The following is a 20,195-nucleotide window of genomic DNA, read 5'->3' on the forward strand; positions in this document are numbered from 1 at the left end:
TTTTTATGGTGTATTGTCATAGATTACCATATCGTCGCACATATTTATTAAACATATTTTACGTAGTAGCTAAATAATTTTATGAGGCATTTGACGATTCTAGGCAGTACTGGTTCCATTGGTACCAGTACATTAGCCGTGGTAAAAAATAATCCTGATCAATTCACAGTACGTGCATTGGTAGCAAACGATAATTTGTCTTTAATGACCAAACAATGTTTAGCTTTCCGGCCATCATGGGTAGGTATGGCCGACGAGCGAGCCGCGAGGAAACTCAAAGCTAACTTAGCCCAAGTGCAAATCCCTATTCAGGTCATTTCTGGTACTTCTGCTGCTTGCAAATTAGCAGCACTAGAGGAGGTCGACACGGTTATGGCAGCAATTGTTGGTACCGCTGGTTTATTACCAACCTTATCGGCACTACGTGCTGGTAAACGAGTATTGCTAGCTAATAAGGAGGCATTAGTGACTTGTGGTCGGCTATTTATGAATGAAGTACGCAAGTACAATGCACAGCTGCTGCCAGTAGATAGCGAACATAACGCTATTTTTCAGAGTTTACCGGAACCACTTCAACGTAAGTTAGGATACGCTTCGCTGATTGAATATGGTGTGTCAAGAATTATTCTAACTGGTTCTGGGGGACCATTTCGTAACACTCCGTTATCAGCATTGGCTACCATGACATCAGATCAAGCTTGTGCACATCCAAATTGGTCAATGGGACGCAAAATATCAGTAGACTCAGCTACTATGATGAATAAAGGATTAGAGTATATTGAGGCACGTTGGTTATTTAATGCTTCTGCCGAACAAATTGAAGTACTACTACATCCACAGTCTATAGTGCACTCAATGGTGCGCTATGCTGATGGTAGCGTACTAGCACAGCTAGGATATCCTGATATGCGTATCCCTATAGCTCATGCTATGGCATATCCGACAAGGGTACCTACAGGAGTGATGCCTCTAGACTTTTTACGCCTTGGTACACTTAGTTTTGATAAACCTGATAGTGAACGTTACCCCTGTCTACAGCTTGCTATAGAGGCTAGTAAAAGCGGACAGGCTGCAACAACTGCGCTCAATGCTGCTAACGAAGTTGCGGTTGCTGCTTTTTTAAAAAAAGATATCAGTTTTACCGATATTACTGCTGTAAACCGTCGGGTGCTAGATCAATTAAATTTTACCGAACCAACTAGTGTAGAGGAGGTCTTATTTATTGATCGTCAAGCGCGTAAAAATGCCCGCCTAAGCGTCCGCTATTTCAAACGCTAAATAACTATTACGCTCAAAACTATCAAACCAACTGCTAATTTGTTCGATTATTGGTGAAATGATATAGTCTGCGCTACTAAGACCGTTAATAATCGCGAATTACATCATTAATAAGTCGTATGTAAACACTGATTCTTGACGATTTTGTAGGCCCTGTGTTTCAAAAAGACAATAGTCTCGTATTCTTAATTGAGGAAAGACGTAAACGTGATATTGGCGGAAAATCAATCAGAGACGGAAATGTTTCCGTTTCTATTATCACCCCAGCATGTAGCAATCATTATGGATGGTAATGGTCGCTGGGCGAAGAAGCAGGGCAAATTACGTATCTTCGGTCATCAGGCAGGTGTCAAGTCGGTTCGCCGTGCAGTTAGCTTTGCTGTTAACCATCATTTTAACGCGTTGACGCTGTATGCATTCAGCAGCGAAAATTGGAATCGTCCTACTAAAGAAGTTTCCGCACTCATGGAGCTTTTTATTTGTGCATTAGATAACGAAGTAAAAAGCCTACACAAACATAATATACGGCTAAAAGTTATTGGTGATATAAGTCGTTTCGGTATTAGCTTACAGGAGCGTATCTTTGATTCGGAAGAACTAACCCGGAATAATAACGGTTTAACTCTTAATATTGCAGCTAATTATGGTGGACGTTGGGATATTATTCAAGGCGTAAAACAATTAGCCATTCAAGTGCAAGAAGGTCTCCTACTTCCTGATCAAATAAATGAAGACATATTATGCCGTCATGTTTGTATGAATGAACTAGCACCAGTAGATTTAGTGATCCGTACTGGAGGTGAACACCGCATTAGTAATTTCCTGCTATGGCAGATAGCTTATGCTGAGCTCTTCTTTACCGATGTGTTATGGCCAGATTTTGATGACGTTGTCTTTGAAGGTGCACTAAATGCTTTTGCTCAAAGAGAGCGGCGTTTTGGTGGAACAACGCCTGATGATGTCAAAGCATTCGTAGGGGGGGGGGTTGCTGAAGTATCGCTTGATTACAGCTTTTATTCTCGTACCTACGGTAATTGCCATACTGTTTTTGCTACCGCCAATGTGGTTTAAACTCATTACCTTAGTAGTATGTATGTTCAGTGCCTGGGAATGGGGACAACTTGCTGGATTAACTCCTTGTAGCCAGCGTTTTTGGTTTGTAATTGTATGTGGTCTACTACTTACTATAATTACATTTAATGTGCCTATTTGCTTGCCATTATTTACCGTATGGCAGGTACAGTATATTTTGTGGGCAGCCTTAGTATGGTGGCTCACAGCACTGTTGCTAGTAGTATACTATCCTAGTTCAGCGGTTTTCTGGCGTCGCTCTAACTCACTGCGGTTAGTATTTGGCATATTTACTATACTACCTTTTTTTTATAGCATGATTACTATGCGTTATTATAATTATAATATTAATCCTTTTGCAGGATCTTGGTGGCTATTATATATCATGCTCCTAGTATGGAGCGCTGATTCTGGCGCTTATCTCTTCGGACGTGCTTTAGGCCGTCACAAGTTGGCGCCGAAAATCTCTCCTGGCAAAACTTGGGAAGGGCTAATCAGCGGTCTATTTACATCTGCAATTATTACCTGGGTATTTAAAAGTTATGCACCGCTTCATGCAGCTCCGCTTATATTACTAATCTGCTCTACAGTGGCAGTGCTAGCTTCTATAGTTGGAGATTTGACCGAAAGTATGTTTAAACGTGAAGCAGGTATTAAGGATAGCGGACATATTATTCCAGGGCATGGTGGAATTTTAGATCGTATAGATAGTCTAACTGCTGCCATTCCAGTTTTTGCCTGTCTGATGCTACAGGTTTTTCACGCTATATAAGTTAGAACTGGGAGAGCTTATGTTACATTTTTGTTTAGTGATTTTCGTTTTTATTGTTTCGCTAGGTACTTTAATCATCGTGCATGAATTAGGACATTTTTTGGTAGCCCGTAGTTATGGTGTTACCGTAGAGCGATTCTCTATCGGTTTAGGACCCGTACTTTGGTGCTGGCGTGATAAATATGGTACTCAGTTCGTGATCTCTGCTATTCTTCTAGGCGGTTATGTCAAAATGTTAGAAAAGCATGTGAATATAGTGCCATCTAAATATCTTGATAACAAATTTGATGAAACATTTAATCATAAAACTATCTCGCAACGTGCCATAATTATTACCGCAGGACCAGCTTTTAACTTCATTTTTACCATTATTGCCTATTGGATCGTATTAATGATCGGTATACCAAGTTGCCGGCCTATTATCAGCAGTATCACTCCTAATTCAATTGTTGCCCAGGCAGATATTTCTCCCATAATAGCAATAAAGTCGGTTGACAATATCGAAAAACCTGATTGGAATTCCGTACGTCTGCCACTTCTTGACAAGATAGGTAATAATGCAATTCGCATAGATGTAGCAAAATTAGGCTCTATGTTTTTTGATAGAAAAACGGTTGATTTACACGACTTGAACTTAAATGCCAAATATGAAGATAAAGATATTTTGTTAGCCTTAGGGATAATACCTTGTGATTTACGTATCAAACCTATTATTGCTCAGGTTCAAATAGGTACTGCTGCAGATAAAGCTGGTTTACAAGCTGGCGATAAGATTGTTCAAGTCGATGGTCAGTGGATAAGAGAGTGGGAATGGTTTGTCATGAAAGTACGGGATAATCCTGGACGGAAGTTAGCTGTTATTATCGAACGTCAAGGTAGTGCAATGGAAATTGCTTTGATTCCGGATAGCAAATTAGTAGATCAAAATCAAGTAAAAGGTTTTGCTGGTATCATACCTCAAGCTATAAATTTATCCCCTAAATATCAGACCATACTAAAATTAGGTCCCTTACCTGCATTCACTCAGGCTGTTAAAAACACCTGGCAGCTAATACGATTGACAGCCTCTATATTTAGTAAATTAATCAATGGAGAGATTAAGTTATATACTCTACGCGGTCCTATTGCTATTGCTCAGAATGCAAGTAAATCAGCTGAATATGGATTAATCTACTATATTATTTTTTTAGCATTACTCAGTGTGAATATTGGGATTATGAATTTATTTCCATTACCTATTTTAGATGGTGGGCATCTACTATTATTGGTAATTGAAAAACTAAAAGGTAGTCCAGTATCTCCAATAGTACAAGAATTTAGTTACCGTATTAGTACTATTTTGCTAGTATTATTAATGGGTATAGCCTTTTTTAATGATATATCCAGGCTATGAGAAGATGAAAAAGCGACTTATAGTGTTGCTATTTTTAAGTAGTACTACTATATACAGTGCCGATAGATTTTTAGTAAATAATATTAATTTTGAAGGATTACAACGCATTACTGTAGGTACAGCTTTACTTAGTATGCGGGTACATGTCGGAGACATGGCAACTAATGAAGATATCGGTAATGCTATCCATGCCTTATTTTCGACGGGATACTTTGAAGATGTTCGGGTGCTGCGTAATAGCTATTCATTGATCATACAAGTTAAAGAGCGTCCTATTATTGCTAATATAAGTTTTTCGGGAAATAAATTATTAAATAATGATATATTTAAACATAATTTAAAAGCTTATAATATTGAAGTAGGTGAAGTACTTAATGACACTACCATTTTTCATCTCGAAAAAGCACTGAAAGATTTTTACTATAACACTGGTCAATACAGTAGCAAGGTTCAAGCTATGGTTAAATCCTTGCCATATAATCGCGTAAACTTAAAGTTAGTCTGTAATGAAGGAATATCTACCGAGATTCAGCAGATCAACATAATTGGTAACAAATCTTTTACTACAGCGGAGCTAATCTCACACTTTCAGTTACGTGATAAAGTTTCTTGGTGGAACATAATTGGTAATCGTACATACCAAAAAATGAAATTAGATCAAGATATAGAAGCTTTACGTAGATTTTATCTAAATCGTGGTTACGCACGTTTTAACATTGATTCAACTCAGGTTAATTTGACCCCGGATAAGCATGATCTTTACATTACAATATATATCACAGAAGGTATGCAGTATCAACTATCCGGTACAGTAGTATATGGAAATATGGCCGGCCATGTTACCGAGATTGAACAACTCTCTAAAATGCTACTAGGTGAATATTATAGCATGACTAAAGTAACTCAGATGGAAAAATATATCAAGTTGCTACTAAGACGTTATGGTTATGCATATCCCAAAGTAGTAACTCAGATTGAAATAAATGACTTTGATAAAACGGTAAAATTGCATATCAGAGTAGACTCTGGCATACCATTTTACGTACGTTACATCATTTTTAAAGGCAATCGAATGACCAAAGATTCAGTATTACGCCGGGAAATGCGACAGCTAGAAGGAACTTGGCTTAGTAGAAACCTAGTAGATCAAGGCAAAGAACGTTTAAAAAGTTTAGGTTACTTTGAAAAAGTAGAAACCAAAATAGAACGTATACTCGATTCAAAAGATCTAGTTGATGTAGTTTACTACATCAAAGAACGTAATACTGGCAGTATTAGTGCTGGAGTAGGCTTTGGAACCGAGAGTGGTGTAAGCTTTAAATTTGGTATTCAACAAGATAATTGGCTTGGAACTGGTAACTTAGTAGGAGTCAGTGGTACAAATAACGACCACCATACTAACATCGTACTATCAATGAAAGATCCTTACTTAACTATTGATGGCGTTAGTTTAGCTGGAAAAATATTCTATAATAACTTGAACGCTAATAATGCAGATTTATCTAATTATGATAGAAAAAGTTACGGTATTAGCACCAAGCTTAACTTGCCTATCAAAGAAAATCACTCTTTTAGCTTAGGCATAGATTATGTACATAATAATCTGACTCAGATTAAACCTCAGGTTGCTATATTGCGTTACCTAAAAGGGAATAGTTGGAATAATAAAGTAATCACAAGAAATAAAAACTACACTCATTTGAACTTCTATACTGATGATTTATTTATTAATATAGGTTGGAATTATAATAACTTGAATCATTGCTATTTCCCTACTATTGGATCACGTCTAAGTTTATCTAGTAAAGTTGCAGTACCTAGTTCTGATAATAAATATTATCACATTACCTTTGATGTTAGTAATTACATTTCTTTAAGCAAGGATGATCATTGGGTACTATTAAAACGTGCCCATGCTGGTTATGCAAAAGGTTTATACGGCAAAGAAGTTCCTTTTTACGACAACTTCTATGCCGGTGGGTTTAACACCATGCGCGGCTTTCGATCTAATAGTATTGGTCCTAAAGCTGCTTATTATCACTATAATGCTAATAAACAAAGCGATAGTCATTATCAAGTAGAAAATTCGAACGACACTGTAGGGGGCAACGCCATGGCTATTGCTAGTGCCGAGTTAATTGTACCAACCCCGTTTATAAATAACTACAATATGTTACGTACATCTTTATTTTTAGACACTAGTACGGTGTGGGATACCTTTTGGAAAAAGACATATACTACCGATGTAGCTAGAATTTCTGACTACAGCGATCCTAGTAAGATCCGTATTTCTAGTGGTATATCTCTACAGTGGATGTCACCACTTGGTCCACTAGTATTCTCTTATGCTCAGCCCATTAAAAAACAGAACAGCGATAAGGCAGAGGAGTTCCAGTTTAATATAGGCAAAACGTGGTAATATTATCTGTTTGTAAGAGATATTAGAGTATTTAATTAGCATTGGGAAATTGAGTAAAAAAAAATTTTTGGACTAAGGAGTTTATGGTGAAAAAATGGTTATATGCCGTGGGCCTAATTTTTATACTGGTTACCTCTACTAATGCACAGGCAGCAGATAGAATTGCGGTAGTTAACATTTCCAGCATTTTCCAACAGTCTCCGCAGCGTGCCTTGGTCGCTAAACAGCTAGAACAAGAATTTAAGATACGCGTCACAGAATTACAGTATCTAGAACAAGATCTACAAACACAAATCGAACGTCTACAACGTAATAGCTCCGTTATGAACGCCAATGAGCGTAGTGCACTGGAAAGATCACTACTTGTGCAACGCGAGACGTTTTCCAATAAAGCACAAGCTTTCGAACAGGATAACCATCGTCGTCAAAACGAAGAACGTAATAAAATTATTCTTAGTATTCAAGATGTAGTTAAAAAGATTGCTAGCAAAAAAGGTTATGATGTAGTTATAGATGTAAACGCCGTTGCTTACGCCAGCAACACTAAAGATATTACAGCTGATGTGCTGAAACAGGTATTATAAATTATGTTTTCAATTTTACTAGCGGAGTTAGCACAGCAGTTACATGCACAATTATATGGTGACGGCAATATTGTCATTACCGGCATTGCTTCAATGAGCAGCGCACAAGCTGGTCATATTACTTTTTTAGCAGATAGTCGTTTACGTAAAACACTCTCGTACTGTGAGGCTTCGGCAGTTGTAATCTCCGAAGATGCTCTACCGTTTTGTACCAGCGCAGCGCTAGTCGTAAAAAATCCGTACCTCATCTATGCTCGCATAGCACAGCTTATGGATACTACTCCGCAACCAGCTCATGATATTGCTGCTAGTGCTGTGATTTCTCCTGATGCGATCCTAGGTGAACAAGTTTCGATTGGTGCTAATGTGGTAGTAGAAGCTGGAGTTTTACTAAGCCATGATGTCAAAATTGGACCAGGTTGTTTCGTTGGTAAAAATACCAAAATAGGTGCGGGCACGCGATTATGGGCCAATGTTACTCTATATCATGACATCGATATTGGCGAGAATTGTCTAATTCAGTCTGGTACAGTTATTGGTGCCGACGGTTTTGGCTATACTAATAATCATAACCATTGGGTAAAAATACCCCAGTTAGGTCGTGTCATTATCGGTAACAGCGTAGAGATTGGTGCCTGCACTACTATAGATAGAGGTGCGCTGGATGATACCCGCATCGGTAATGGCGTCATTATTGATAATCAGTGCCATATTGCGCACAACGTCGTAATTGGCGACAATACCGTAGTAGCTGGTGGTGTTATTATGGCTGGTAGTTTAACTATTGGTCGCGACTGTATGATTGGTGGCACTAGCGTTATCAATGGCCATATAACAATTTGCGATCAGGTGACGATTACTGGTATGGGCATGGTCATGCGATCAATCACTAAGTCCGGTGTTTACTCCTCTGGTATTCCATTACAACCGAATCAAACATGGCGTAAAACTACTACTTTAGTGATGAAGATCCGTGATATGCATCAGCGGATGAAAGCTCTTGAACGACAATTAGCACACAAATTCATTGCTAATGTTACATAAACATAATGTGCTTACTATCGTTTTGACTTACTAAGCTATTTTTTTATTCGCAACCAGCTTGTTTGTCTTGCCGGGATTGACGCAGGTAGTATTGTTGATACAACATTTTTCTTATGATAGGAAGAGTATTTTGATTACTGACTCTCATACTCTACATATTGAAGAGATATTAGAACTGTTACCCCACCGCTTTCCATTCCTATTGGTAGACCGCGTACTAGATTTTAAAGAATGGAAGTTTCTATATGCGGTAAAAAACGTCTCTTTCAATGAGCCTTTTTTTCAAGGTCATTTTCCTGGGAAACCAATTTTTCCTGGTGTGTTAATTTTAGAAGCAATGGCACAAGCTACTGGAATATTAGCATTCAAAAGCGCTGGTAAACTAGATCCGGGTGAGCTTTACTATTTTGCTGCCATTGATGAAGCTCGTTTTAAGCGTCCAGTACAACCAGGCGATCAAATGATATTAGAAGTTGAATTTATCAAAGAACGTCGCGGAGTCGCACGCTTTAAAGGTATTGCCAAAGTTGATGGAGAAGTTGCTTGCGAAGCATCAATGATGTGCGCCCGCCGACAGTAAAACTGATGACGTGATCAATAAATCAGCTTGTATACATCCTAGCTCTATTATGGAACATGGTGCTATTATTCATGCTAACGTACGTATTGGTCCTTTCTGCTTGATTGGATCAAAGGTTGAAATTGGCGCACGCACGATACTACAATCTCATGTAGTAGTTAAAAATATTACTACTATAGGTGAAAATAATATAATTTATCAATTTGCATCAATAGGAGAAATCAACCAAGATTTAAAGTATGCTAGCGAACCAACACGAGTAGAAATTGGTAATAGTAACCAGATTAGGGAAACCGTAACTATCCATCGTGGTACAGCACAAGGCGGAGAAGTAACTAGAGTCGGTAACTATAATTTACTTATGATTAATGTACATATCGCTCATGATTGCATCGTGGGCAATCACTGCATTATGGCCAACAATGTAACTCTCGGTGGTCATGTTGCCGTAGATGATTACGCTGTCATACCACCAATGACAGCGTAATCATCAGTTTTGTGTGATTGGTGCTCATGTTATGGTAGGTACTTGTTCAGGTGTCACCCAAGATGTACCACCATTTGTAATTGCTCAGGGTAACCATGCAATACTATTTAGTTTAAATACTAGAGCGTTAAAACGCCGCGGTTTTGATCACACAACATTGCATGCTATTCGCGCGGCATATAAGATTATTTATCGTAGCGGCAAGACACTAAAAGAAGCAAAAGAGGAACTAGAAAGTTCTTTAGTAGAACATAAAATCGTTAATCTTTTCATTAATTTTTTACGACGCTCACAGCGTGGCATTATCCGCTAAGCTAATATGACGTTGCGTCCTATCACTATTGGACTAGTAGCCGGTGAGACCTCCGGTGACATTATTGGTGCAGGTCTTATCCGTGCACTCCGCTGCCATATAACAAGGAATGGAAGCATGGTATGATATGGAAGAGCTAGCTGTCATGGGTTTTGTCGAAGTTATTGAGCGCCTACCAAGGTTGCTGAAAATACGCCGCGATTTGACACGCCGCTTCACTATGTTACAGCCTGATGTTTTTGTAGAGATCGATGCTCCAGATTTTACCATTACGTTAGAAGGCCGTCTTAAGAAGCGCGGTATTCGTACTATTCACTATGTGAGTCCTGCTGTGTGGGCCTGGCGTCAGAAAAGAGTATTTAAGATCGGCCGTGCGACCGATAATATCCTAGCTTTTCTACCGTTTGAAAAACATTTTCATGATAGGTTCAATGTTCCTTGCCAGTTTATAGGTCATACTCTAGCTGATGCAATACTTTAGATCCTGATAAGCAGGCTGTGCGGCGAGAACTAGGTATTCCGCTAGATGTACGCTGTCTAGCTTTGTTACCTGGTAGCCGTCATATGGAGGTCGAAATACTAAGTACTGATTTTCTACGCAGCGCTGAAATATTAAGCCAGCATTTCCCTGGTCTAGAGATTATTGTACCGTTAATAAATCAGGCACGACGCGAGCAGTTTTTACGGATACATAAAAAAGTAGCTCCAGCATTACGCTTACGTTGATTGGATAATCAGGCCATTCAGGCGATGATTGCTGTAGATGCTGCATTGCTAGCATCTAGTACCGCGACGCTAGAGTGCATGCTAGCAAAGTGCCCATTAGCGCGGCGATTAGTAAAATCTCCTTGGGTATCTTTACCAAACCTACTAGCTGGTTGTGAATTAGTAAAAGAACTATTGCAAGAAAATTGCTGTCCAGATAATCTAGCGGCGGTTTTAATGCCGCTATTGAGCAACGATTATCATCGCGCCAGATTACTTACTACCTTCCGCGAGTTGCATCAGCAAATACGCTGTAATGCTGACGAACAAGCTGCGCTCGCTGTTCTCGCGTTAATTAATGATTAAACGGTTAAACTCTATGTAGTCTACAAAAATTAAAACCAATGAGAGAACCACGTTTTATTCACTTACATGTACACAGCGACTATTCCATGATTGATGGATTGATCAAAGTTCATTCATTAGTCGACAAAGCAGTTGAGCTGCAGATGCCCGCGCTAGCTCTTACAGATTTCACTAATATTTGTGGGATCATTAAATTTTATAACATAGCCCACCATGCTGGTATTAAGCCTATTATCGGTGCTGATTTCTTAATGCAAAGTGAGATACTAGGCAATGAACTAACGAAATTGACTATTCTAACTACCAATAACTTTGGCTATCAGTGTTTAACTATGCTTATCTCTCAGGCCTATCAGCGAGGCTATGGTGCAGCTGGTCCTGTGATCGATCGTAACTGGCTTATCCAGCATAATGAAGGCTTAATTATTCTTTCTGGGGCACAGCAAGGTGATATTGGCCAATTATTAATGCGTGGCGAAATGCCACAAGTAAAAAAGTGTGTCGCTTTCTACCAGCGCTATTTTCCACAAAGATATTATCTAGAACTAGTTCGCACTGGTAGACCAAATGAAGAAAGCTATCTGAACGCGGCGATAGAGCTAGCGAAGCACTATGATTTACCAGTAGTTGCTACCAACGACGTACGTTTTCTCAGTCCAGATGATTTCGATGTCCACGAAATTAGAGTTGCGATCCATGATGGATATACTTTGGATAACGCTAAGCGCCCGCGTAACTACAGCTCGCAGCAGTATCTTCGTAGCGAACAAGATATGTGTCAGTTATTTTACGATCTGCCTGAAGCGTTAGCTAATAGCGTGGAAATTGCTCGTCGTTGTAATGTCACTATCCGCCTTGGTGAATATTTTTTACCGCAGTTTCCGACCGGTGATATGTCTACCGAAGACTATTTAATTAAATATTCACGTAAAGGATTAGAAGAGCGACTCACTTTTATTTTCCCAAATTCCAGGCAGCGGAGTGAGAAACGATTACCTTACGATGAAAGACTAGATACAGAACTGCAAGTTATTAATAATATGGGATTTCCAGGCTATTTCCTCATCGTAATGGAATTTATACAATGGTCGAAAGACAACAGTATACCCGTAGGGCCAGGACGTGGATCAGGCGCTGGTTCTCTAGTTGCCTATGCACTTAAAATAACCGATATCGACCCGCTGGCGTTTGATCTACTATTTGAGAGGTTTCTCAATCCTGAACGTGTGTCTATGCCAGACTTTGATGTTGATTTCTGTATGGAAAAAAGAGATCGCGTGATTGATCATGTGGCCGAAACTTATGGTCGTCACGCAGTATCACAGATCATAACTTTCGGTACTATGGCGGCTAAGGCGGTTATCCGCGATGTCGGTAGAGTATTAGGTTACCCTTACCACTTGATAAATAAAATCTCTAAACTCGTGCCATATGATCCAGGAATCATGCTAGAAAAAGCTTTAATGACTGAACCGCAGCTAAAAGCTCTCTATAACTGTGATGAAGATGTCAAGGTGTTAATAGATATGGCGCGGAAGTTAGAGGGGATTATCCGCCACGTGGGTAAACACGCAGGCGGAGTAGTTATTGCACCTACCAAAATTACCGACTTCGCACCACTATACTGTGACGCAGAGGGTAATTATCCAGTTACTCAATTTGATAAGAACGATATAGAGCACGCTGGTTTAATCAAGTTTGATTTTCTCGGCCTACGCACTCTAACCATCATAAACTGGGCTCTAGAAATGATTAACGCTAAGCGCGCACTTCAAGATCTGAATGATCTTAATATTGCTGCAATTCCGTTGGAAGACCAAAAAAGCTTCGAGATGCTGCAATGTGCCGATACTACTGCCGTATTTCAACTCGAATCACGTGGCATGAAAAATCTTATTAAGCGCCTACAGCCAGACTGTTTCGAAGATATAATAGCATTAGTAGCACTATTTCGTCCTGGTCCGCTTCAGTCTGGCATGGTAGATAATTTTATCGATCGTAAACATGGACGTGAAGCAATCTGCTATCCTGATCTGAAGTGGCAACACCAGTCTTTACAACAAGTTTTAGAACCTACCTACGGTATTATTCTTTATCAAGAACAGGTAATGCAGATAGCCCAGATACTTGCAGGATATACACTTAGCGAAGCAGATATGTTACGCCGCGCTATGGGTCAAAAAAAACCTCAAGAAATGGCGAAACAGCGCGCAGTTTTCAAAGCGGGTGCAGAACGAATTGGTATCGACGGTGAGCTCTCAATGAAGATTTTTAATTTGGTAGAAAACTTTGCTGGATATGGTTTTAATAAATCTCACTCTGCAGCTTATGCGCTTGTTTCCTACCAAACGTTATGGCTTAAAGCGCATTATCCGGCCGAATTCATGGCGGCAGCGATGACAGCAGATATAGATCATACAGATAAAGTCGTAGGACTTGTAGAAGAATGTTTACGCATGGGTATTACAGTACTGCCGCCAGATATCAATACAGGTCAGTATCATTTTCATGTAAATGAATATGGAGCGATCGTTTATGGTCTCGGCGCAATTAAAGGCGTAGGTGAGGGGCCGATAGGGGTGATTATAGAAGCCCGAAATCAAGGCGGAGATTTTAACGATTTATTTAATTTGTGTACACGTATACAAATCAAAAAAGTGAACCGACGCGTGCTAGAAAAGCTAATCATATCTGGTGCTTGCGATATACTAGGACCGCACCGCGCGGCACTTATTAACTTGTTAGATGTTGCGTTGAAGACCGCAGATCAGCATGCTAAATTAGAGACCATAGGTCAGATAGATATGTTCGGTGTTCGAGTAGATCAACCGACAATTGAACCTATAACGAAAATATCGGAGAACTATTCTCAGAGCCAAAATGTACTCCCCTGGTCGGAACAGGTTATTTTAAAGGGTGAACGGGAAACGTTGGGATTTTATTTAACAGGTCACCCTATTACACAATACTTATATGAGATAGAATATTATTCTGGAGGAGTACGCTTAAAAGATATACCTTTTATAGCACAAGGTAAAAGACTAACCATAGTTGGTTTAGTTTTATCAGTACGAGTAATAGTAACCAAGCAAGGTAATCGTATTGGTATGTGTACTCTAGATGATCGCACCGGACATTTAGACGTTATTATTTTTACAGATATGCTCGCAAAACACCAAGCTTTATTAGAAAAAGACCGTATTTTGCTTGTCGAGGGAGAAGTTAACTTTGATAAGTTTAACGAAAGTTTTAAGATAATTGCACGTAATATCATGGATATTAACACCGCACGTAAAAAATATGCATGTGCACTTGCTATATCGCTGACTGCTAAACAAATTAATGAACAGTTTTTAAACCATCTTTATTTATCTTTTAAATTACATGTTTTAGGAACTATTCCAGTACATCTTTATTATCATAGTGAAAATGCACGTGTACGGCTTAATTTAGGTGCCACTTGGCGGGTTATGCCAACTGACCATTTACTAAATGATTTACGTACTTTGGTAGGCAATGAACAGGTTCAACTAGAATTTGACTAATAGAGACATACTATGTATGAGTATCCATTTTCTTGATTTTGAACAGCCTATTGCCGATATAGAAGCAAAGATTGACTCGTTGACATCAGTTAGTAGTAAAAATGAAACATGTGATATTAATCTCAATGAAGAGATTCAGCGCTTACGTGAAAAAAGCATAGAACTGACTAGGAAAATTTTTTCGAATCTAAGTACATGGCAGATTGCTCAGTTGGCACGGCATCCCCGTCGACCATACATGCTAGATTATGTACGGTATATCTTTACCGATTTTGACGAACTAGCAGGTGATCGCGCTTATGCCGACGATAAAGCTATCGTCGGCGGATTAGCACGCATAGATTTGCGTCCAGTGATGATAATTGGGCACCAGAAAGGACGGGAAACTAAAGATAAGATCTATCGTAACTTTGGTATGCCAGCCCCAGAAGGTTATCGTAAAGCATTACGCTTAATGGATATGGCTGATCGATTTAGTATACCACTCTTAACATTTATCGATACCCCCGGTGCCTATCCAGGTATCGGTGCGGAGGAGCGTGGTCAGTCCGAAGCTATTGCTACAAATTTACGTGAGATGACTGGCTTACGAGTCCCGATTATTAGTACCGTGATAGGTGAGGGTGGATCTGGTGGAGCATTAGCTATTGGTATTGGGGATAAGGTGAATATGCTTAAATACAGCACTTACTCAGTAATATCGCCAGAAGGCTGTGCGTCTATATTGTGGAAAAACGTTGATAAAGCGCCGCTCGCAGCTGAAGCAATGGGAATCAGCGCTATGCGCCTCAAAGAGCTTGAACTTATTGATAGTATCATACCAGAACCTCTAGGTGGCGCTCATCGCGATGTACCTACGATTGCTGCTTCCTTAAAAAAACAGCTACTGTTTGATCTAGCAGAATTAGATGAAATGAACGAAGAAGAACTACTCAACCGTCGTTATCAACGTATAATGAAATACGGTTATTGTTAAGTTAAGGTATTAGTTTACTCTGTGGCTGAAAAATAATTGGAGTATTAACTTCATGAATCTCAGAAGTTTATGCAATACGTGTAAAGCCCTCGGATAAATCTTTGATCAAATCATCGCTATTTTCTAGCCCGATATGTAGCCGTACTAATGTACCAGTGAAGTCTATACCACCAGCAGGACGAATAGCGGAGAGCTCTTCTGGCTGGTGAGCTAGAATTAATGATTCAAAACCTCCCCAGGAGTAAGCGATACTAAAATATTTGAAATTATTTAGATAATTGGCAAGCTGAGTATCACTCAGCCTCTGTTTAAGAACAAAAGAAAATAGACCACTAGCACCGCTAAAATCGCGTATGAAAACTTCGTGTCCTTTACATCCCGGTAGTGCTGGATGGTTAACCATTGCTACCTCAGAGCGTTGAGTTAGCCAGTGTGCAATACATAGTCCATTTTCCTCATGCTGTTGTAACCGGATACCAAGCGTACGTAATCCCCTCGAAGCCATATAAGCCGTATCAGCATCAACCATTTGTCCCATTAGATATGATTGCTCACGCAACTGATCCCAGCAACGAGCATTAGCCACTGCTGTACCGATCATTCCATCAGAGTGACCAATAATATATTTCGTGCCTGCTTGAATAGAAATATCTACTCCTAAATCTAATGCCTTAAGTAATACTCCAGCTGACCAGGTATTATCAAGCATAATAACAATAGTAGGTTTTTTCACACGTACTGCCTGCACGATGGCAGGAATATCTTGCACCTCCATAGTTATGGAACCCGGTGATTCGAGCATAATAATCTGAGTATTATGCCTAATTAAATCACTGATGCCTGCGCCTATTAGTGGATCAAACCAAGTAGTCGTGATATTCATTTTTCCTAAAATATGCTTGCAGAAGTTTTGGGTTGGTTCATAAGCAGAACTAGTAACTAAAATATGACCACCTGCAGATACAAAAGAAAGAATAGCATGAGTTACCGCCGCTGCTCCGCAAGGATAAAGGGCGCAGCCCGCGCCACTTTCCAACTCTACCATCGCCTGCTGCAGCGCAAAATGGGTTAGAGTACCGCGGCGACCATAAAACAACTCGCCGGAGCTGCGTCCCGCAGCGGCTTGTTTTTGTTTTTGGACTGAATCGAACACTATTGAGGATGCACGTTGTATCACTGTATTAACTGCGCCATGGGTAAATTTTTGGTCTCTACCGACGCTTGTGAGCATTGTTGCTAATTTTTTAGCCATAATGATACGCATTTTGCCTTTATACTTAAATTAATATAGAAGTGTTAGCAACATGAACTTCATTTAACGGTACCATAGTATTGTACCGTATATGCTTTTGTACATAAGATTAGTACTAGAATAGTACTTAAAATAATATAAATTATAAGTATAACATGAAAAGATACTAAACTCATCATAGGAATGCTTCAATGAGCACACTTTTTAAGCTTTTTATTCCGATGAAACCTCCAGCTAATGAAAGAGAACTATTGCGCCGTGCTAAAGCGCTGGCTGGTTTTTCTCTTGGAGAACTAGCTGCGCATGCAACTATAGTTATACCAGACAGCCTTAAGCGATATAAAGGTTGGATCGGTGCATTACTGGAACAATATCTTGGTGCGAGCGCAGGTAATAAGCCTGAGCAAGACTTTGCAGCCATTGGTATTGAATTAAAAACTATTCCAGTAGATAGAAATGGCCGACCGCTAGAAACAACCTTTGTCTGCGTAGCCCCACTTACCGGTAATAGTGGTATGACATGGGAAGTAAGCTATGTCCGCTATAAGTTAGCGCGAGTTTTATGGATCCCAGTAGAGGGACAACGTGAAATACCTTTAGCTCAACGGCGCATCGGTACTCCGCTATTGTGGAGCCCAGATTCACAAGAAGTACTCCAGTTACAGTGCGATTGGGAGGCACTCATGGATCTGATTGTATTAGGTAAAATCAAGCATATTACTGCTAGCCATGGTGAAGTACTACAATTACGGCCAAAAGCTGCTAATAGTAGGTCTTTAACTACAGCTATTGGTGAGTTAGGGCAACCAATTCGAACTATACCGCTAGGTTTTTACCTCAAAAAGAACTTTACTGGTCAGTTACTAGCACGTAATTTTTTAGTATAGTACTGTATACAAATATTAGTTAATAATCATATTTTATACGATGAATTTACAAAAACTAATCTTCAAAAGCAATAGTTTACCGCAATGTGCTAGTATGAAACAATCAAAACATATTGTTATGTTTGTTATGTAATCGAGGCAGTTCGGTGATCGATGATGATGGCTACCGCCCGAATGTTGGTATTGTAATCTGCAATATAGATGGACAGGTATTATGGGCTAGGCGATATAAACAAAACTCTTGGCAATTTCCACAAGGTGGTATTAATACTGGTGAGACTGCTGAACAAGCTATGTACCGTGAATTGTTTGAAGAAGTAGGGTTAAGCCGCAAAGATGTTAGTCTCTTAACTTCAACACGTAATTGGTTACGTTATAAGCTTCCTAAGCGGCTCGTACGCTGGGACACCAAGCCGATATGTATCGGTCAGAAGCAAAAATGGTTTTTGTTACAACTAGTATGTCAGGATGTAGAAATCAATATGCAGCGCGGGGAGATACCAGAATTTGATGGCTGGCGATGGGTTAGCTTTTGGTATCCGGTTCGTCAGGTAGTTTCCTTTAAACGGGACGTGTACCGTAGAGTGATGAAGGAATTTTCTAACGTAGTAATACCGCTACAGTGGCATGATACTGCAACACAAGAGCCGGTTGTGACTTATAAAAGAAAAACAAGTGTTTAATATTATAAAAAAGATATCTCAAGACCAAAAAGTCTATTAATAAGTTATCATACTACTTTATCGAAAAGTAGTCCGTTAAAAAATATTATCTAAATTGTGGTGGTAGTAAATGATCACAAAATATCTATCTTTTCCTCAGATAGACCCGGTTTTGTTTTCTTTGGGTCCAGTTTCTTTGCATTGGTATGGTATGATGTATCTAGTAGGCTTTCTATTTGCCATGTGGATGGGAATGCGATACGTCAACAAGCCTTATAGTGATTGGACAACAAAAGAAGTAGAACATTTGTTGTATATATGTTTTCTTGGTCTCTTTATTGGCGGGCGTATTGGTTATATTATATTTTATAACTTACAGCTATTTTTAAATAATCCACTGTATTTATTTAAAGTATGGGATGGTGGAATGTCATTCCATGGCGGTCTGATTGGTGTTATTACGGTCATTTTTTGGTTCGCAGGCCGCACCAAAAGACATTTTTTCCAAGTATCTGATTTGATAGCACCAATGGTTCCGTTTGGCCTAGGAGTCGGACGATTAGGTAATTTTATTAATGGTGAGCTCTGGGGCAGAGTCACCACTGATACGAGTTGGGCAATGTTATTCCCAGGTTCTAGGAATGCTGATCAAGCACTACTACTTACGAATCCAGAATTAAGATTGCTATTTGAGCAATATGGTATGCTACCTCGTCACCCGTCTCAGTTATATGAAATGATACTTGAAGGTTTAGTGTTATTTATCATTATGAATCTTTTCATTTATAAGCAGCGTCCAATAGGTAGCGTATCTGGCTTGTTCCTCATTTGTTATGGAGTATTCCGCATTATAGTAGAATTTTTCCGCGAACCTGATATTCAATTAGGATTATTGAACGGTATCATGAGTATGGGACAGATTCTTTCTGTGCCAATGATTCTTGCCGGTACCATTATTATCTTCTGGGCTTATTGCCGCCTGACTTAACTGATCAATAACTTTATTAAGTTTTATGAAACAGTATTTAGAATTGATGCGTCTAGTACGCACACAGGGTATATTAAAAAAAGATCGTACTAATACTGGTACATTATCTATTTTCGGTCATCAAATGCGCTTCAATTTACGTCATGGTTTTCCTTTGATCACTACTAAAAAATGCCATCTGCGTTCAATTATCTATGAATTACTCTGGTTCCTTAATGGCGACACTAATGTGAGTTATCTAAGGAAACATAAAGTGACTATTTGGGACGAATGGATAAATGAAAAAGGCGATCTGGGTCCAATTTATGGTCGCCAGTGGCGTGCGTGGGGCACTGCAGACGGACATTACATTGACCAATTAAGCGATGTGATATTTCAATTAAAACATAATCCAGATTCGCGCCGTATTATTGTTTCTGCTTGGAACGTTGGCGAAATTAACCAAATGGCGCTAGCACCATGCCATATAATTTTCCAATTTTATGTTGCTAATAGCATTTTATCATGTCAGCTATATCAACGCTCGTGCGATCTTTTCTTAGGTCTACCGTTTAACATCGCTAGTTACGCGTTACTCATGCATATGATAGCACAACAGTGTCATCTCCAGCTTGGAGAGTTCATCTGGACAGGTGGAGATATCCACCTGTACCGTAACCACCTGGATCAAACAGATCTACAATTAAAACGTAATCCACGATCATTACCACAGCTTATTATTCATCGCCGGCCTAAGTCATTATTTAAATATCAGTTTGAAGATTTCTCTTTGAGCGGTTACGATCCCTATCCTGCCATCAAAGCACCGGTAGCCATCTAAAGAAAATTAGATCGTCTTTGTATAAAAAGAAAGATAGATTATGGCAACTAAGT

Annotated in this window: 14 protein-coding genes and 3 pseudogenes; 16 read left to right on the top strand and 1 reads right to left on the bottom strand. The window is 39.4% G+C overall.

Translation table 11 applies throughout. From position 1 onward, the window contains the following. Nucleotides 1-81: 81 nt before the first annotated feature. The 12 genes and pseudogenes from ispC to accA all read left to right on the top strand — a co-directional run bounded on the left by ispC (nucleotide 82) and on the right by accA (nucleotide 15,533). The gene (gene ispC / locus IM45_RS02945; protein WP_038499089.1) at nucleotides 82-1,278 is read left to right on the top strand and encodes a 1-deoxy-D-xylulose-5-phosphate reductoisomerase; all 1,197 of its coding nucleotides are present in this window, start codon (nucleotides 82-84) and stop codon (nucleotides 1,276-1,278) included. Between the two features lie 240 nt (nucleotides 1,279-1,518). After that, a pseudogene (ispU, locus tag IM45_RS02950) lies at nucleotides 1,519-2,247 on the top strand ((2E,6E)-farnesyl-diphosphate-specific ditrans,polycis-undecaprenyl-diphosphate synthase); the annotation flags it as partial. 16 nt (nucleotides 2,248-2,263) lie between these two features. Beyond that, complete coding sequence (gene cdsA, locus IM45_RS02955; RefSeq protein WP_038499092.1) at nucleotides 2,264-3,121, top strand: phosphatidate cytidylyltransferase; 858 nt, start codon at nucleotides 2,264-2,266, stop codon at nucleotides 3,119-3,121. A 19-nt stretch (nucleotides 3,122-3,140) separates the two neighbouring features. Further along, a complete protein-coding gene (gene rseP, locus IM45_RS02960) occupies nucleotides 3,141-4,514 on the top strand; it encodes a sigma E protease regulator RseP (RefSeq protein ID WP_038499096.1) in 1,374 nt (457 codons plus the stop codon). Further along, nucleotides 4,495-6,933 (top strand): outer membrane protein assembly factor BamA, encoded by a 2,439-nt coding sequence (gene bamA / locus IM45_RS02965; protein WP_260086081.1) that lies wholly within the window; start codon nucleotides 4,495-4,497, stop codon nucleotides 6,931-6,933. The genes rseP and bamA overlap by 20 nt, the downstream gene beginning before the upstream one ends. Nucleotides 6,934-7,019: 86 nt before the next feature. After that, nucleotides 7,020-7,517, top strand: a complete 498-nt coding sequence (gene skp, locus IM45_RS02970) for a molecular chaperone Skp (protein ID WP_038499641.1) — start codon at nucleotides 7,020-7,022, stop codon at nucleotides 7,515-7,517. A gap of 3 nt (nucleotides 7,518-7,520) precedes the next feature. Next, complete coding sequence (gene lpxD / locus IM45_RS02975; protein ID WP_038499099.1) at nucleotides 7,521-8,561, top strand: UDP-3-O-(3-hydroxymyristoyl)glucosamine N-acyltransferase; 1,041 nt, start codon at nucleotides 7,521-7,523, stop codon at nucleotides 8,559-8,561. 133 nt (nucleotides 8,562-8,694) lie between these two features. Then, nucleotides 8,695-9,141, top strand: a complete 447-nt coding sequence (gene fabZ, locus IM45_RS02980) for a 3-hydroxyacyl-ACP dehydratase FabZ (protein ID WP_260086824.1) — start codon at nucleotides 8,695-8,697, stop codon at nucleotides 9,139-9,141. A gap of 10 nt (nucleotides 9,142-9,151) precedes the next feature. Further along, nucleotides 9,152-9,941, top strand: a pseudogene (lpxA, locus tag IM45_RS02985) (acyl-ACP--UDP-N-acetylglucosamine O-acyltransferase). Nucleotides 9,942-9,947: 6 nt separating this feature from the next. Then, a pseudogene (lpxB, locus tag IM45_RS02990) lies at nucleotides 9,948-11,012 on the top strand (lipid-A-disaccharide synthase). A 38-nt stretch (nucleotides 11,013-11,050) separates the two neighbouring features. After that, complete coding sequence (gene dnaE / locus IM45_RS02995; RefSeq protein ID WP_038499105.1) at nucleotides 11,051-14,557, top strand: DNA polymerase III subunit alpha; 3,507 nt, start codon at nucleotides 11,051-11,053, stop codon at nucleotides 14,555-14,557. 16 nt (nucleotides 14,558-14,573) lie between these two features. After that, nucleotides 14,574-15,533, top strand: coding sequence for an acetyl-CoA carboxylase carboxyl transferase subunit alpha (gene accA, locus IM45_RS03000; RefSeq protein WP_038499108.1), 960 nt, complete (start codon nucleotides 14,574-14,576; stop codon nucleotides 15,531-15,533). A 67-nt stretch (nucleotides 15,534-15,600) separates the two neighbouring features. Here the strand turns inward: accA and metC are convergent, their stop codons facing one another. After that, the gene (gene metC / locus IM45_RS03005) at nucleotides 15,601-16,785 is read right to left on the bottom strand and encodes a cystathionine beta-lyase (protein ID WP_420021796.1); all 1,185 of its coding nucleotides are present in this window, start codon (nucleotides 16,783-16,785) and stop codon (nucleotides 15,601-15,603) included. A gap of 191 nt (nucleotides 16,786-16,976) precedes the next feature. On the opposite strand from metC, the gene mutH reads away from it, so the two are divergent. From mutH to thyA, 4 genes are all read left to right on the top strand, one after another. Further along, a complete protein-coding gene (gene mutH, locus IM45_RS03010) occupies nucleotides 16,977-17,672 on the top strand; it encodes a DNA mismatch repair endonuclease MutH (protein ID WP_038499111.1) in 696 nt (231 codons plus the stop codon). Nucleotides 17,673-17,818: 146 nt separating this feature from the next. Next, nucleotides 17,819-18,355 (top strand): RNA pyrophosphohydrolase, encoded by a 537-nt coding sequence (gene rppH / locus IM45_RS03015; RefSeq protein WP_038499114.1) that lies wholly within the window; start codon nucleotides 17,819-17,821, stop codon nucleotides 18,353-18,355. 109 nt (nucleotides 18,356-18,464) lie between these two features. Then, entirely contained in the window at nucleotides 18,465-19,322 is an 858-nt protein-coding gene (gene lgt, locus IM45_RS03020) for a prolipoprotein diacylglyceryl transferase (RefSeq protein ID WP_038499116.1), read from the top strand. A 25-nt stretch (nucleotides 19,323-19,347) separates the two neighbouring features. After that, a complete protein-coding gene (gene thyA / locus IM45_RS03025) occupies nucleotides 19,348-20,142 on the top strand; it encodes a thymidylate synthase (protein WP_038499119.1) in 795 nt (264 codons plus the stop codon). The last annotated feature ends 53 nt before the right edge of the window (nucleotides 20,143-20,195 follow it).

The organism is Candidatus Palibaumannia cicadellinicola (genome assembly GCF_000754265.1).
Taxonomy (GTDB): domain Bacteria; phylum Pseudomonadota; class Gammaproteobacteria; order Enterobacterales; family Enterobacteriaceae; genus Baumannia; species Baumannia cicadellinicola_B.